14 protein-coding genes are annotated in these 15,189 nt (G+C 45.2%); 9 read left to right on the plus strand and 5 right to left on the minus strand.

Features of this window, described 5'->3' with window-relative positions:
• The first annotated feature begins 588 nt into the window (after positions 1 to 588).
• A complete protein-coding gene (locus ACMA1I_RS01505) occupies positions 589 to 2,019 on the plus strand; it encodes a DUF6600 domain-containing protein (RefSeq protein WP_337066466.1) in 1,431 nt (476 codons plus the stop codon).
• A gap of 81 nt (positions 2,020 to 2,100) precedes the next feature.
• Here ACMA1I_RS01505 and ACMA1I_RS01510 read toward each other — a convergent pair whose 3' ends face one another.
• The 3 genes from ACMA1I_RS01510 to ACMA1I_RS01520 form a co-directional block, all read right to left on the minus strand.
• Positions 2,101 to 2,277: a hypothetical protein gene (locus ACMA1I_RS01510; protein ID WP_337066467.1), complete on the minus strand. Its 177-nt coding sequence runs from the start codon at positions 2,275 to 2,277 to the stop codon at positions 2,101 to 2,103.
• Positions 2,278 to 2,359: 82 nt separating this feature from the next.
• Positions 2,360 to 2,548, minus strand: a complete 189-nt coding sequence (locus ACMA1I_RS01515) for a hypothetical protein (RefSeq protein ID WP_337066468.1) — start codon at positions 2,546 to 2,548, stop codon at positions 2,360 to 2,362.
• Between the two features lie 210 nt (positions 2,549 to 2,758).
• The gene (locus ACMA1I_RS01520) at positions 2,759 to 3,940 is read right to left on the minus strand and encodes a THUMP-like domain-containing protein (RefSeq protein WP_337066469.1); all 1,182 of its coding nucleotides are present in this window, start codon (positions 3,938 to 3,940) and stop codon (positions 2,759 to 2,761) included.
• Between the two features lie 722 nt (positions 3,941 to 4,662).
• Here ACMA1I_RS01520 and ahcY point away from each other — a divergent pair.
• Positions 4,663 to 5,970: an adenosylhomocysteinase gene (gene ahcY, locus ACMA1I_RS01525; protein WP_337066470.1), complete on the plus strand. Its 1,308-nt coding sequence runs from the start codon at positions 4,663 to 4,665 to the stop codon at positions 5,968 to 5,970.
• Between the two features lie 122 nt (positions 5,971 to 6,092).
• Here ahcY and ACMA1I_RS01530 read toward each other — a convergent pair whose 3' ends face one another.
• Both ACMA1I_RS01530 and ACMA1I_RS01535 read right to left on the minus strand, forming a co-directional pair.
• Positions 6,093 to 6,836: a LytR/AlgR family response regulator transcription factor gene (locus ACMA1I_RS01530; RefSeq protein ID WP_337066471.1), complete on the minus strand. Its 744-nt coding sequence runs from the start codon at positions 6,834 to 6,836 to the stop codon at positions 6,093 to 6,095.
• Between the two features lie 35 nt (positions 6,837 to 6,871).
• The gene (locus ACMA1I_RS01535; RefSeq protein ID WP_337066472.1) at positions 6,872 to 9,811 is read right to left on the minus strand and encodes a two-component regulator propeller domain-containing protein; all 2,940 of its coding nucleotides are present in this window, start codon (positions 9,809 to 9,811) and stop codon (positions 6,872 to 6,874) included.
• A gap of 766 nt (positions 9,812 to 10,577) precedes the next feature.
• On the opposite strand from ACMA1I_RS01535, the gene ACMA1I_RS01540 reads away from it, so the two are divergent.
• The 7 genes from ACMA1I_RS01540 (at position 10,578) to ACMA1I_RS01570 (ending at position 15,153) form a co-directional block, all read left to right on the plus strand.
• Positions 10,578 to 11,339 (plus strand): glycosyltransferase family 2 protein, encoded by a 762-nt coding sequence (locus tag ACMA1I_RS01540; protein ID WP_337066473.1) that lies wholly within the window; start codon positions 10,578 to 10,580, stop codon positions 11,337 to 11,339.
• The gene (locus ACMA1I_RS01545) at positions 11,339 to 12,364 is read left to right on the plus strand and encodes a glycosyltransferase family 9 protein (protein WP_337066474.1); all 1,026 of its coding nucleotides are present in this window, start codon (positions 11,339 to 11,341) and stop codon (positions 12,362 to 12,364) included. The genes ACMA1I_RS01540 and ACMA1I_RS01545 overlap by 1 nt, the downstream gene beginning before the upstream one ends.
• Before the next feature lie 168 nt (positions 12,365 to 12,532).
• Positions 12,533 to 13,126: a sigma-70 family RNA polymerase sigma factor gene (locus ACMA1I_RS01550; protein ID WP_147920462.1), complete on the plus strand. Its 594-nt coding sequence runs from the start codon at positions 12,533 to 12,535 to the stop codon at positions 13,124 to 13,126.
• A gap of 31 nt (positions 13,127 to 13,157) precedes the next feature.
• Positions 13,158 to 13,439 (plus strand): zf-HC2 domain-containing protein, encoded by a 282-nt coding sequence (locus tag ACMA1I_RS01555; RefSeq protein ID WP_337066475.1) that lies wholly within the window; start codon positions 13,158 to 13,160, stop codon positions 13,437 to 13,439.
• Between the two features lie 8 nt (positions 13,440 to 13,447).
• Entirely contained in the window at positions 13,448 to 14,026 is a 579-nt protein-coding gene (gmk, locus tag ACMA1I_RS01560; protein ID WP_337066476.1) for a guanylate kinase, read from the plus strand.
• Between the two features lies 1 nt (position 14,027).
• Positions 14,028 to 14,603 (plus strand): nicotinate (nicotinamide) nucleotide adenylyltransferase, encoded by a 576-nt coding sequence (gene nadD / locus ACMA1I_RS01565; protein WP_337066477.1) that lies wholly within the window; start codon positions 14,028 to 14,030, stop codon positions 14,601 to 14,603.
• 307 nt (positions 14,604 to 14,910) lie between these two features.
• Complete coding sequence (locus tag ACMA1I_RS01570) at positions 14,911 to 15,153, plus strand: hypothetical protein (protein ID WP_337066478.1); 243 nt, start codon at positions 14,911 to 14,913, stop codon at positions 15,151 to 15,153.
• Positions 15,154 to 15,189 lie beyond the last annotated feature (36 nt).

Genomic DNA, 15,189 nt, shown 5'->3' on the forward strand with positions numbered 1-15,189 from the left:
TCTTGTAAAGATCTTGTAGGCGAGAGTCATCAGCAGTAGCTACTGGCTTGGTTGTTTAAGTTCGCATAGCTGCTGTTCTTGCTGTGACCTCATAGTGAAGTTGTTGTATTGCTGTTGTCTTTGTTCTTTTTGTCTTGATACAAAAAGAACCAAAAAAGTCAAGACGATTTTGTCTAATGAGGGCCATTCCCCCAACAAAAAATCGTCAACGGGTGCACCTGGCAAAGGTATTTGTCCTATAGCTTACTGCCTCAATACATTGGTTTAGGTTAGCCTTCCGCTAAATTATTCTAATGAAAAAGGCCTTCCGGAGGTGTTTCTAAGTTTTTTGAGTCAAGGGTCTTGGAACAGTTTAAGATTAGGCTTAGTACCTCATTCAAAATCCTCTCATTCAACAACCACCAACAAAAGGCTACTTATACAAAAAGTATGGAAAGAAATATAGAGGTTTTAGTTTTTGCCAAAGTACTGTATTTGCCTTTGCCCAAAATTATTTTATAAAATACTACTATATGTTAGCCCTTGTGTTTTTTGGCAAGGTATTTATTCTATATAAATAAAGGATAATACTATTAAAGATACAAGGTAATGGAAGCACTAAAAAAGTTGCGGACACTATGCCTGATGGCATTGGTAGCCGTTAGTTTGCTAGGGGCTGGCGAAGCAGTGGCACAGGGCGGTGCGGTCGTTTCGTTCCAGACCTTTTACGATGAGCTGGCACCGTATGGGCGCTGGATTCATAACCCTGCACATGGGTATGTGTGGGCACCTAATGTAGAGCCAGGGTTTCAGCCTTATGCTACTCGCGGCCACTGGGTGATGACGGAGTTTGGCAACACATGGGTATCGGACTACCGCTGGGGATGGGCTCCGTTCCACTACGGCCGCTGGCTGTACGACGACTATTATGGTTGGCTCTGGGTTCCGGGCCACGAATGGGGCCCTGCCTGGGTGCACTGGCGAACCGGTGGCGACTACTATGGTTGGGCGCCTTTAGGGCCAGGCATGTATGTAAATGTTTCGTTTAACATACCCATGGCACATTGGGTGTTTGTGCCCCGGCGTTATATTACCAGCCCACGCATCTACAGATACTGTGTGCCCCAAACCCATGTGGTAAACATTTACCATAACACCACCATTATAAACAACTACTACACCAATAGCAACCGCACCTATGTGTACGGCCCGCGCACTCACGATATTGAGCAGCATACCCGAAAAAAAGTGCAGGTGTACCAGGTAAATAACGACAGCCGACCTGGCCGCCCGGTGGTAGACAGAAGTTCAGTGAGAATGTACCGACCTGAAGTAGCATCTGAAAGACCAGCACGTAACGAGGCGCCTACTCGTGTGGTAACCAGAGAAGCTGGCCGACCAGATCGCAGCACAGTAGGCAACGCGCCAGAAAGAGTTGAAACAGGACAGCGGGTAGAAGGCAGAAATAATGCGACTCGTGAAAACCTGACCGGCACAAGGCCTGAGCGGGGAGGCAATGCAACAGGCAACACGCCTATAGAACAAATAGATACAGGTAGTGCTCCTGAAAGGGAATTAAACAGAACCTATCAGCCAGAAATGCAAAGGCCAAGCCGAAGTTCCGGAACAGGAAATACTACCCGGCCTGAGGGTGTTATTAGAAACGAAGGGGAACAGCGTATTATCAGAAGTCCTCAAGCCTCTCCAGGCACACGCGAGCAAACACCGGCCAGGCAAATGGAGAGTCGTCCGAACATGGAAACACCTACTCGCAGAGAACAGCCAGCCATGCAGCCACAGCGACCTCAACGGCAGGAGCGGCCTGTTATGCAGCAGCCAGCCCCACAACGGTCGGAGGAGCCTCAACGTTCTGTACAGCCTCAGCGAACAGAGCAGCTTCAGCGGTCGGTTCAGCCACAGCGTTCAGAGCAACCGCAACGATCTGTGCAGTCGCAAAGCCAGCCGGAGCCGCAACGACCAACGACAGCACCAACGCAACGGCCACCTGGTGGAAGTGGGCGCCCAACAAGAGGCCAGTAAGCGTAAAGCAGCTACCTAAAAACAAGAGCCGCACCTGCTAAAGGTGCGGCTCTTGTTTTTAGGTAGCTGCTATGGCTAGCATTATTTTTGTTTCTCTTCGTCTTGCTCGTTATCGGTGCGGTTTTGAGGCGTATAGTTATTAGCGCCTTTGTCGCCTTCTGAATTTTTTTCCAAGCTGTTAGACGTATCCTTTTTGTTGGCTTTGCTGGTGTCAGAAAGGTTGGCTTTGTTTTCTTTATTTTCTTTATCGTTATTCATGATGTTTTCATTTTGGTACAGGTAGTTTATACGAACTAAGTATGAAGCAGTTGGCTTTACTGTTGCTTCTACTGTAGGTCTCTTATTTTCTCAGATCGTTCTGCTCTGCTTTCCTGCTCTGGTTAGCTCCCTGAATAGAGGGCATAGCTCCTCCGCTCATTTGGGTATCTGTTGGATTAGAGGTGGTATCAGCATCCGGTGGTGTGGGAGGTGCAGTCGGTTTATTTTTGGCTGCTTTGTTTGGTTCTGCTTGCTGCTGTTTGTCTTTCATAGGAGTTTTTATTAGAGGTATACCTACTTTTACGTATCAAACACGCAGCGGTAATACCTCTTCTCCTGAAACAAGGCATAAAAAGTAGAAGGGGCCTGTGAGCATTTATTCCCAGCTCCAAATGTCGGGGGCTGTCTCAAAAAAAATTTTTGATCACTCTTTTATTGATGCCTCTTTTCCTTTAGTTAGGTGCCCTAAGCACAGCAATAGCTAAGGCTTTTCGCAGATCAGCACCACTGGTTTCTGGTGCATATCAGTGGTAAAGAACAAGTATTTTTTCCCACCCTCTTTTATGCCTGTCTTGCGTCTAATCTCTGCCACACTCTCAGGGAAATTGCGAGCGGTGATATTTGCTTTTTTATCAGGTAACAGGCGGAGTAACTCTTTTTTGTTATATCGATTGGTGCTGAGGCAGCGGAAGATGCGGCCAGGAAACTGAAGTAGGAGAGAATTAGAAGTATATAAGTGGCTGTTGGGGTGTAGTTTTTCCAGTTGGTATGTTTGCGCCAGATATTTGTAAGCACCTGCTTTCAGAATAGCTGTGTTAGGCTCGTAAATATACGCTTTTGCATCGGCATAGCTTACTGCTGCAGCTTGTTCCTGCTCTTCCGAAAACGATATGCTTTGCACCTGCCCGCCTGGCAGCAGATTTACAGCGGTTATCTCAGGATGAGTTTCGGGAGTATTTTTTAACAGGTAAAGCACCTCTTTACACTCGTTCTGCACAGCCACTACCCAGACCTTTGTAACCAGTTGCAGTTGCTGCAAGGCAAGGTCAATATCGAGCATGGGCGAGGTTTTTAGAAACACGGCATGCGCTTTTTGCAGCAGTGTAGGCAGCAGGTGTAATACATCTGGCTCGCAGTCCTGCAACAGGTGCACCCGCTCATCGCGTCCTCCACGCCGGGCTGGATCCAAGTACATCACATCTGCCAGCCCATCAAAATTTTGCAAAAAACTATCGGCCGTGGCAGGCACTGCTTGTATGTTGTGGGCCTGTAGCAAGGCAAAATTGTGAGCTGCCACTTCCGATAAATCCTGCTGCTGCTCTACATGCAGCACGCGGGCAAAGTTTTTGGCAAAAAAGTAGCTGTCAACGCCGAAGCCTCCGGTGAGGTCTATTAGTAACTGGCCGCTCACCAGGGAGGCTTTATAGGCAGCTGTAGCCTCAGATGAGCTTTGCTCCACTGATAGCGCCACCGGAAACACAAGATCCGGATTTGCAACCCAGGCAGGAAGTTTAGAAGCAGCCTTTTGTCGTGCCTGTATTTGCTGCACCAGCTCCAGTACCGGCAATGCCGGGTAGCGGCTGGCCTGAAGCATCAGGCGAGATACTTGTTCCTGTTGATGCTCTTGTATAAACTGCTTTTCTTCCTTTGTAAAAAGTCGCATTGGATGGGGCGCGTTATAAAATAGGTGTTAGGTTGCTAGGTAAAACAGATTAGCCTAGCTGCCTTTGCAGTAGTTGGTTTAGGCTAAGTTACTCAAGATGTATAAAAGAACTGCTTGCAAATATATCAAATAGAGGCAGGGTTCTGTTTCGTAACCGTAGCTTTAAGTCTGCCACAGCGTTTACTCCTGTAGATGCCGGTGTTAACACTGTGGTACTTGCTGTTGCAAATATAACATTGGAAAGCAGTGCCAGATATATAGTGCTTGCGCAGGGCTTTATAAACTCTGAAGCTGGGCATAATAATAGCGAAGGAGCAGGCGCTAGTAAAAACAACAAAATGTTAGTTTGAAATTATTCTAATGAAAAAGGCCTTCCAGAGGCATTTGAGACTACAAAAAGTAAAGCACTGCCTAGTTACATGTCATAATATCATTTATTTGTACTGCAGAAACAAGAGCGTTAGTCCTTATTATGCTGGCGTTTTGGTGTATGTGCAGGCTTGGTGGCACGTGTGGGCATAGGGAATTATTTTTTGCTGCTTTTAAGGATCTGTTAATTGATAGTTGTGGGCTAAGGTAGTGAGTAATAAATTGACATTCAGTCATCTAGTAAAATGTCTGTTGCCTTGTTTAACCTGATTATCTGGAGTTATCCACGTAGTTTTATATGAATTGAGCAACTAATTGCTTAATTTTGTGTTATCAGATGAAAACATATTAACATGATTGATACACAACTTTCTTATAAAGTAAAAGATATTTCGCTAGCCGAATGGGGCCGGAAAGAAATAAGACTCGCGGAGGCAGAAATGCCAGGCCTGATGGCAATTCGTGAAGAATATGGCCCAAGCAAGCCACTTGCCGGAGCTCGTATTGCAGGTTGTCTGCACATGACAATACAGACGGCTGTGCTGATTGAGACATTAGTAGAATTGGGAGCCGAAGTTACCTGGTCTTCTTGTAATATTTTTTCTACCCAGGACCATGCAGCGGCTGCCATAGCTGCAGCAGGTATTTCTGTTTATGCCTGGAAAGGAATGAACGAGCAGGAGTTTGACTGGTGCATTGAACAAACGCTATTCTTTGGCGAAGACCGTAAGCCCCTGAACATGATCCTGGACGATGGTGGCGACCTGACCAACATGGTGCTGGATAAATACCCGGAACTGGCTGCTGGAATTAAAGGCCTCTCTGAAGAAACAACTACAGGTGTACACCGCCTGTACGAGCGCGTTAAAAATGGCACGCTGCCAATGCCTGCTATCAACGTAAACGACTCTGTTACAAAGTCAAAATTCGATAACAAATACGGTTGTAAAGAATCGTTGGTAGATGCGATCCGTCGTGCTACTGACGTGATGATGGCTGGTAAAGTAGCGGTAGTAGCTGGTTACGGTGATGTTGGTAAAGGCTCTGCGGCTTCGCTTCGTGGTGCTGGTGCCCGGGTTATTGTAACAGAAATTGACCCTATTTGTGCGCTGCAGGCTGCTATGGATGGCTTTGCTGTAAAGAAAATGGTAGACGCTGTGAAAGAAGCTGATATTGTAGTTACTGCTACGGGTAACTATGGTATTATCGGAGAGCAGCATTTCCGCAGCATGAAAGACAAGGCTATTGTTTGTAACATCGGTCACTTCGACAACGAAATAGACATGGCTTGGCTGAACAACAACTATGGTCATACCAAAGACACCGTAAAACCGCAAGTCGACCTGTACAACATAGAAGGCAGGGACGTTATTGTGCTGGCAGAAGGCCGTTTGGTAAACCTTGGCTGTGCCACTGGTCACCCGTCATTTGTAATGTCTAACTCTTTCTCGAACCAGACTTTGGCTCAGATCGAACTTTGGACTAACAGAGAGGCTTACGAAAATAAAGTGTATACGCTTCCTAAGCACCTCGACGAAAAAGTAGCGAACCTGCACCTTGCTAAAATTGGTGTGGAACTCGACGAACTGACACCTGAGCAGGCTGCTTACATTGGTGTTGAAGTTCAGGGACCTTTCAAGCCTGAGTACTATAGATACTAGTCTTTAGTTGAGACTCAGAATAATCAAAAAGCCGGTGCAAACGCACCGGCTTTTTGTATTTATAGAATTCTTTTAATAAAAACGGCCTTCCAGAGCTCTTTATCAGAAATCAGAGTCAAGGGCTAGATTATATTAAACCTCGACATAAGTGTTTTTTTATACGATTTGCCAATCGGAATATCGCCTTTTGAGAAAACCACAGAGTTTTCTTCCAGTGCTTCTATTTTATCGAGGTTGGCGATGTAGGAGCGGTGCACACGTACAAAGTTCTGCGCCGGCAGCTTGTGCTCCATGTCTTTTAAGGTGGAACTTACCAGGTATTTTTGGTCAGCTGTTACAATAAAAGAGTAGTTGTCGTAAGCCTCTACCCACAGAATATCGCTGTAAAGCACTTTTATGATGCGGTGCTTCACCTTTACAAAAATATAGTCGGTGGCAATTTCCTGTTCCTTATGGCTGGTAGGAGCAGGTGCATCTTCTGTTTCTTCGGCCTTATGGTCGTGCTTGTACAAGGCAATTTCGATGGCCGATCGTAAACTTTTTAAGTCGAATGGTTTTACCAGGAAGCCATCTGGCTCTGTTTTCTTGGCTCTGTCTATAGTAGCTTTGTCGGCATAGGCAGTTAGGAATATAAACGGGATTTTGAATTCATTTTTAATGCGCAAACCAATATCAATACCATCGGCTTTGCCGCGGAGGTTAATATCCAGCAGAACGAGGTCAGGTTTAGTATCCCGAATCATATTGATGGTTTCTTCCCCTGAATCAATAGCACACGTTTCGTAACCCAACTCCTCTAAGCAGGCAGCCAAGTCCTCTGCAATGATTACCTCATCCTCTGAAATAAGAATTTTAGGTTTAGTCATAATATTATGTTCTTACATGTATTATCTACGTAAGGTTATATATTAAAATATAAAGTAGATGTTGCACCTTGCTCGTTCCGCAGCTCCAGCTTCCCGTTCAATTTTTTTATCAGAGAGTTTACTAGTCTCAAACCAAAAGAAGTCGCACTTTTAGGATCAAAATCTGTTGGCAGGCCAATCCCATTATCTGCAATTACCAGTTTGTGTGTAGTAAGCGTGTTTCGTGTAAGCCGTATGTGCAGCCACCCTTTTTGCCCGTTTGGGAATGCATATTTTAACGTATTGGAAACTAGTTCGTTTACGATAAGACCCAGCGTAATGGCTGAATCTATGTCAACTTTTAAATGCGGAATATCCAGCTGCAGGGCCACTTGCTCAGGTTTTGTACCAAAAGAAGAGTAGAGTCCATCGCAAATGCCTTTAAAATAAGTGGCAAGATCTATTTCAGCCAGGTCTTCGTGCTGGTACAGGCGCTCGTGCAATATGGCCATGGACTGTACCCTGTTACGCAGGGCCCGCATTACCTGTATAGACTCCGGGTCGTGTACATGGCGAGTCTGCAGATTTAATAAACTTATAACAATCTGGAGATTATTTTTTACACGGTGATGAATTTCCTTTAAAAGCGTTTCTTTTTCTTTGTTTTTTTCTTCGAGTAAGCGGGTGCGGTGCTGTACCCGTAGCTCGAGCAGTGAGTTTTGCTTTACCAGGTTTCGTTCGCGAAGGCGGATAAGGGTAATAAAAGCCCCTGCCATAGCCAATAGCAGCACCCCAATAAACCACTCGCGTTTCCAGACGGGAGGAGCAACTGTAAAGGCATAGCTAACGGCAGTAGGTGTCCAGTAGCCGTCGTGGTTACGTGCCATTACCTGAAAAGTATAATCGCCAGGGCTCAGGTTGGCGTAGGAAGCATAATTTTTTGCTGTTATAGCAGACCAGTTGTCCTGGTGGCCGAGCAACCGATACTGGTACCGTACGTTTTCGGGGTTGGTAAGAGAAATTCCCTGATAGCTGAAAGTAACGTGGTTCTGGTCGTAACGGAGACGCAGATCCTGGGGCAAGCCAGTGGCAGTATCGGTTTGAAAGCCGAGCTCCTGCCACTTAGCGGATTGCATAAACAACTCTACAGAAGTTATATAGGTGTTGGGAGACACTGTGTTGCCTTTTTCGAGCTGAGAGTTGTATTGGGTAAGGCCGCGGGCAGTGCCAAACCATACCGCTCCATCGGGAGTTTGCGTAATAGTGTTGCGGCTCACTTCTCTGCCTCTAAAACCCTCGTTGGCAGTATATATTTTAAACTGAAGCTGTTGTCGCTGCTGAAAGGGAGTGAGTTCAGCCTTTAATACACTACGGCTGGTACCTGCCCACAGCACGTTCCGGCTATCTACAAACAAGCTCAAAATGCTCTCGTCGGCAAGTCCATTAGTGAAATGGTGAACTCTGGGTTGTTGCTGCTCAAAACGTAAGGTTAAAATTCCCTGGTCGTAGCTGCCAAAGTAGAGGTTGCCAAGCGAGTCTTCGGCCATGGTGTACACGTCACGAAACTTAAACTGCTCCAGCTCCGGTGCTTCTTCCATTATACCGTTTTTCTCTCTGAATATGCCATTTTCGGCTGTCGCCCATAGGTTGTTCTGATTGTCGAGATGCAGTAAAAATACCTTTCCCATTACCTGCTTCTCCGGAGTTGAGAACCTGCCGTTGGTATAACTGGCAACGCCTCTGGCTGTGGCAAACCATATAGTCCCTTTGTTATCGGTAAGGCTGTGAAAAACTTCGTTTGCGGGCAAACCGTCTTTTGTTGTGTAATGCGTAGCCCGATTTGGCTGTATTTCATAGAGGCCATTGCTGGTGCACACCCAAATCTGACTCTGATTGCTGGTACGGATGTCGTACAATATTGTGCCTTTGGGCCAAAGATCTTCCTTGAGCCAGTGCAGTTTTTGCTCTTGCATAAAAGCGGCATGTCCATCTTCGGTGCCAAACCACAGTTTGTCTTTTGCATCTTGCGATAGGGCAGTTACCCTAAGTTCTTTGATAATGCCAAAGTCGAAGTAGTGCGTAAACCAGGGGGTGCGGTACTGCTGTAGCCCCTGCCCATCCGTCCCGATCCAGATGTTCCCTTCAGTATCGTTGAGAAGGGTGGTAATATGATTTGTTTTGAGGCCGTTGTTCTTGGTAATGTGGTCGAACTTGTTTCCGTTGTATTTCAGAATGCCTTCCTGTCGAAGACCAATCCAAACATGCTGGTCAGCGTCTTGGGCAAAGCAGGTCACGTCTGGCTGCTTAATGCTGGCAGGTAGGGTTAAAGGCTCAAACTGGCCTTCCCTAAAAATAGACACACCTTTGCTGGTGCCAATCCAGATGCTCCCGTCTTTTTGCTGCTGCATAGAGTTTACCTGGTTGCTGGGTAGCTGGTTTGTTTGTGCTGTTACTGGAATAACACGTTGCTTACTGCTCACAAATAGGCCAGCAGCAGCGCTACCTGCCCATACCTCTTCGGCTGCAGTGCATAGCACAGAGGTATAAGCCTGCGAGGGAAACTGTTCGGCTCTTACAAAGGCAGGTCCCTGGTTATAAAAGATGCCCGCCTCTGTGGCTGCCCAAACCTGCCCTTTGGCATCTTCAGCCAACGCGTAAACAGTACCCACGCTTGGAGCATTGGTAAACAAAACGGGCTTGAAGCTCTGCCCATTGTAAACCATGATGCCGCGCCTGGCCGTGCCAATCCAAATTTGCTTGTGGCTGTCTTGCAACAGGCTGGTAATATGGTTACTGCTCATGCCCTGGCGCTTGGTATAGGTAGTAAACGACAGCCCGTTAAATTGGCTTATGCCACTACGGGTGCCAAGCCAGAGTTGCCCCTTATGGTCTTGCAGCATAGCATTGACCTGCGATTGTGGCAAGCCGTGTTCCTGTGTCCAGTTACGGAAATTGTATTGCTGCGCCAGCCCCAGACCAGGACAACAGGAAAACATAAGTAGCCATAGTAGCCACCTTGTTATGTGCCCTTTGCAGCGGCTGTTTTGCATTCTACAGTATATAGGTATGTGTTTAGTTTCATAGAAGCACTATAACTACTGTTTAGTCATACGGCTAAAAGACTATATAGTAATTTAAGTTCTGAACTAATTGTGAGGTACTTAGCTTCGGGAGATAAAATAGAAATTAATTGCTTCTTTTCTAAATTATTCTAATGAAATAACCTTTCCTGCAGTTATTCTACTACTATTTAGTCTTGCAGTTCCTGATGTTAGAATAGTTTTCTCAGTGATTACCGACCTGCCGTTGCTCTATAGAAATGTCGCTCTTGGCAATTAATTAGCCCTTTTATCTCCGGAAGGCTGTTTTTGTTAGAATAATTTAGAAACAGCGGCTTTCATTAACTTGCTGCGTCTGACAAAAGAGTGTACTGCTGCAGACTGGCAATAATTCTTTTTAAGTATACAGGCGCGGGTAAGGTAGAAACGAGAAAAAAACTTAATTATTTTAGTTAGCCACGTAACCTCATGTAAAAAGTCTGCGTATAAGTGTTTGGCTAAAAGTTGAAGATTAAATTTATATCGTAAATTTATTTTCGATAAGGAAGTCTCTCTGGAAACGGAGAGACTTTTTTTTGTGCCTATCCAAAAAACTTTATAAGGTGGAGACAGTCCTGGTGTTGTAATATGCCCAATTATAAGCTGGCGAATTGGTATAAACACCCAGAATTTGTTCCTTTGCTGCCAGAGCTTTTAATAACAGATGAAAGTAAACCTATCCGTTGTCATCATCACTTTTAACGAGGAGTTGAATATTGGCCGCTGCCTGGATTCGGTGGCAGAAATAGCAGACGAAATAGTGGTTGTCGATTCTTTCTCAACAGATAGAACAAAAGAAATATGCCTGGAGCGGGGGGTAAAGTTTGTAGAAAGGATTTTTGATGGTTATGTAACGCAGAAAAACTTTGCTAATTCACAAAGCAGTTTCCCGCACATACTATCTCTGGACGCGGATGAGGAACTGACGGACGAATTAAGGCAGGAGATAAAGGTGCTGAAACAAAATTGGAACAAAGACGGCTACTATTTACCGAGACTCACTAATTACTGCGGCACCTGGGTGCAGCACGGCGGTTGGTACCCGGATAAAAAGCTTCGACTTTACGACAGAAGACTAGGGAAGTGGGAGGGGTTGCTGCTGCATGAGGAGTTTAAAACCACCAATCCTAAATCAGTGGGCGTGCTGCAGTCTAACCTGCTGCACTACTCTTATCATAGCATAAAGCAGCATCTGGATCAGGTCAATTTTTTTACAGAAATAGCCTTAGAAGAGATGAAGCGTAGAAATAAAACTACTTCGGTGCTGACCTTGCTCGTAAAGCCGCCCTTTAAATTCCTGAAAATGTATTTTCTGCAGCTGGGTTTTCTGGATGGATTTGCCGGTTTCTGCATATCCGTTATTTCCTCCTATGCTGTATTTGTGAAATATGCAAAGCTTTACCTTTATAACAAGACCAGAGCCTGATGAAGACTATACTCATAAGCAGACCTGATGCTATAGGCGATGTGGTGCTCACATTGCCTATGTGCGGCTGGTTAAAGCATGTGCTTCCTGGTTGCCGGATTTTGTTTCTGGGCTCAACTTATACTGCTCCCGTAGTTGCCTGTTGCGAACATGTAGATGACTTCATCAATGCCGATGAATTACTGGCACTGCCGGAGCAAGAACAGGTAGCGTTATTAAAGGCCAAATATATCGAAGCAATTATACATGTGCTTCCTAATAAGGCCATTGCCCGGCTCGCGAAGAAAGCTCGGATTCCATTGAGAGTTGGGACACGTAACAGATGGTTCCATTGGCTTACCTGCAATCGGCTGGTGGCCCTGAGCCGGAAAAATTCTGATCTTCATGAAAGCCAGCTAAACCTTTTGTTGCTTAAGGGGCTAGAGGTCAATGATTTCCCTGCTTTTTCAGAAGTACATCAATATGTAGGTTTTACTAAAGTAGGTGCTTTGCCAGGTTGGGCACAAGAAGTATTGCATCAAAAGCAAACAGAGAAACTTAATATTATTCTGCATCCAAAATCTAGAGGCAGTGCGCGGGAGTGGGGTATGCAGCATTACGGCGAACTGGCTCGGCAACTACACCGCCTGGGGCATCGCGTATTTATAACGGGTACAGCCAAAGAGGGAGAGCTAATTAAAGATTGGCTACAGGAACATGCTGCTTTCGTTACAGACATGACCGGTCGTTTTGCACTGTCAGAGTTTATAAGTTTTACAAAAGCGGCAGATGGTATAGTGGCTGCCAGCACTGGCTCCCTGCATATTGCAGCGGTCGCGGGTGTGCATGCCTTAGGACTGTATGTACCTATGCGGCCTTTGCACCCCGGGCGTTGGGCACCACTTGGCACAAAAGCCGAATACCTAGTTAAGCCCGTAGGCTGTAACGACTGCCGAAAAGCACCCAATACCTGCCATTGTATAAATGAGGTAAGTCCTGGTGCGGCTCTAAACCGTATATTAACTTGGAAGTCCCATATTGGATAGGATATATAGATACTTGTATTGAGATATATCAATGACAGGTAACTTTTTTGCGCCAATTTTGTATGTAGTCCTATATAAGTGTCCTTTGTTAAGGATATATAAAAAAGGGGCATATCTTTGTAAATAAGATATGCTTGATTCACTTACGCAAGTACAAACTTTAATTAAATGAGCGAGCAAACAGGTAAACAACTTAGTAAAGAGGAAAAAGATGCACGGTTTGAGGCCGAGCTACTTCCTGTATTGGCCCCTCTGTACAACTTTGCCTACAGACTGACCTTAGATGAGGATGATGCCAATGATCTGGTGCAGGAAACATATCTAAAGGCATATCGCTTTTTTGATTACTTCGAACAAGGAACTAATGCAAAAGCATGGCTGTTCCGAATCCTGAAGAACTCCTTCATTAACGAGTTCCGCAAAAAAAGTAAACAGCCCGCAAAAGTAGATTACAGCGAGGTAGAAGGATACTACAACACCGACGACGTAGAGGGAGAGGGAGGCGTTGCCACCACAACCGATATGCGCACCGAGAGCGTTCAGGACCTGATAGGAGACGAAGTAGCCAGTGCCCTGAATGCATTGCCTGTCGATTTCAGGACTGTTATTATTTTGTGCGATCTGGAAGGGTTTACCTATGAAGAAATGGCTAAGATTTTGGATATACCGATCGGAACGGTACGATCCAGGCTGCACCGTGCCAGGAATTCTCTGAAAGAGAAGTTGGAGGAATATGCGAAAAGCATGGGATATAACAGTTAAACCAAAAATATTTTAAGAGTTTGAAGTTAAGATGGAAACAGAATTTACAGAAGTGTACCAGAGAATGTCTGACGAAGGCAAGGAGACAGAGTGTGAGAAGGTAGCAAATATCTTAGATCTCGTTATAGATGGAGAAGCAAGTTCCGATGAGCAGCACTATTTCAATTCCCATATTGAAGAATGTGTCTCCTGCTTTGAAAGCCATCAGAAACAAAAGCTTCTGAAAAGCATTATTAGTGGGCATTTAAAGCGTGTTATCGTTCCTGAGCAGCTTGCCCATTCAATTAAGGTCAGAATCCAAGAAACTGTATAACACCCCTAATGCAAGGAAAAATTATCATCTTTTCGGCCCCCTCCGGTGCCGGCAAAACTACCATTGTAAAGCACCTGCTGCAGGTGAATCCTAAATTAGACTTTTCCATCTCGGCCTGCACCCGCGACAAACGCGGCCGCTCCGAGGAAAACGGGAAAGACTATTATTTTATTACACCCGAAGACTTTAAAAAAAGAATAGAAAACGACGAGTTTGTGGAGTGGGAAGAGGTGTATGAAGGCGCCTTTTACGGCACTTTGAAATCTGAGATAGAACGCATTTGGGCGAGCGGCAAATATCCGATACTGGATGTAGATGTTAAAGGAGGACTAAGTATAAAAGAATTTTACAAAGATAATGCACTGGCTATTTTCGTAAAGCCACCCTCAATAGAGGAACTGGCTAAGCGACTGACTGCCCGCAACACCGACTCCACTTCCAGCATATCGAGTCGGGTATTTAAGGCTGAATTTGAACTCCGTTTCGAAAACAAATTTGATAAGGTTATTGTGAACGATAATCTGGAGGAAGCCTTCGCCAAGGCCGAGAAACTGGTAGCAGAATTTTTGGATACAGAGCAGGCATAGCATGAAGGTTGGGCTCCTCTTCGGCTCTTTTAATCCGATACACATCGGGCACATGCTGCTGGCGAACTTTATGGCAACTAACACCGACCTCGATACGGTTTGGTTTGTAGTATCGCCGCAGAATCCATTCAAACAAAGCAACACACTGCTGCACGAGTTCGATCGGCTGCACATGGTGTCTCTTGCTATCGGCGACAACCCTGATCTGGGCGTGTCGAACATAGAGTTTCAGATGCCCAAGCCGAGTTATACCATCGATACGCTAACTTACCTGCAAGAGAAGTACCCGAGCTATGAGTTTGTGCTGATAATGGGCGAAGACAACCTGGTTGGCTTTCCGAAGTGGAAGAACTATGAGAGTATTCTGAACTACCATCGGGTATATGTGTACCCCCGCTCCGGTTCTGCCACCACCGACCTTACCACAACGCTTCCGAACATTACCTTTGTAAAGGCTCCTGTGCTCGATATATCAGCCACCTTTATCAGAGACTGTATCAGGCAAGGGAAATCGGTGAGGTATATGTTGCCCGATGAGGTAGCAGCTTATATAAAGGTTCATAAACTTTACTTATAATGCCACCATCAAAGGCCCGGCAGCTTCTAGGAAGCTGCCGGGCCTTTTGCTTTGCAAACCGCACCTGCATTGTATAGAACGAACCTTATAGCGAGGGGCATCAAAATATCTCCCGAAGGGCATTTTTATTAGAATAATTAGAGACGATAGGCTATAGGTGAAGGAGGAAAGTACTTATTTAATTTAGTTAATGGGCAGTAAATGTAAGTACGCTCTGGTCCGTGTTATAAGAAAGTCCGTTTAAGTTTATTGGCTTGAGCATAACATACTTAAGCGTAAAACGAATTTACACCCAATATAAATAACAATGAAAACCTATAAAGTATTAAAAACCGCAGATGCTGAAGCTTTTGAGACCAATCTAAATGAGTTGGCAAAGGTGGGCTGGAAGGTAGTTAATGCTAACCTGGCTTTTGCCGGAGACGCAGACAACACAACCATTTATTTTGCCTTACTCGAAAATGCACCCATAGATGATGAACTAAAACAGCTAATAGAAGAGAATACAGACGAAATAGAGAGTCTTGGCCTTAGTCCATCTGCTAACTAAGCCTAAGAACTTAAGAGCAAAAATCGCCTCCAGAAG

Source organism: Pontibacter sp. 13R65 (assembly GCF_047525655.1).
Taxonomy (GTDB): domain Bacteria; phylum Bacteroidota; class Bacteroidia; order Cytophagales; family Hymenobacteraceae; genus Pontibacter.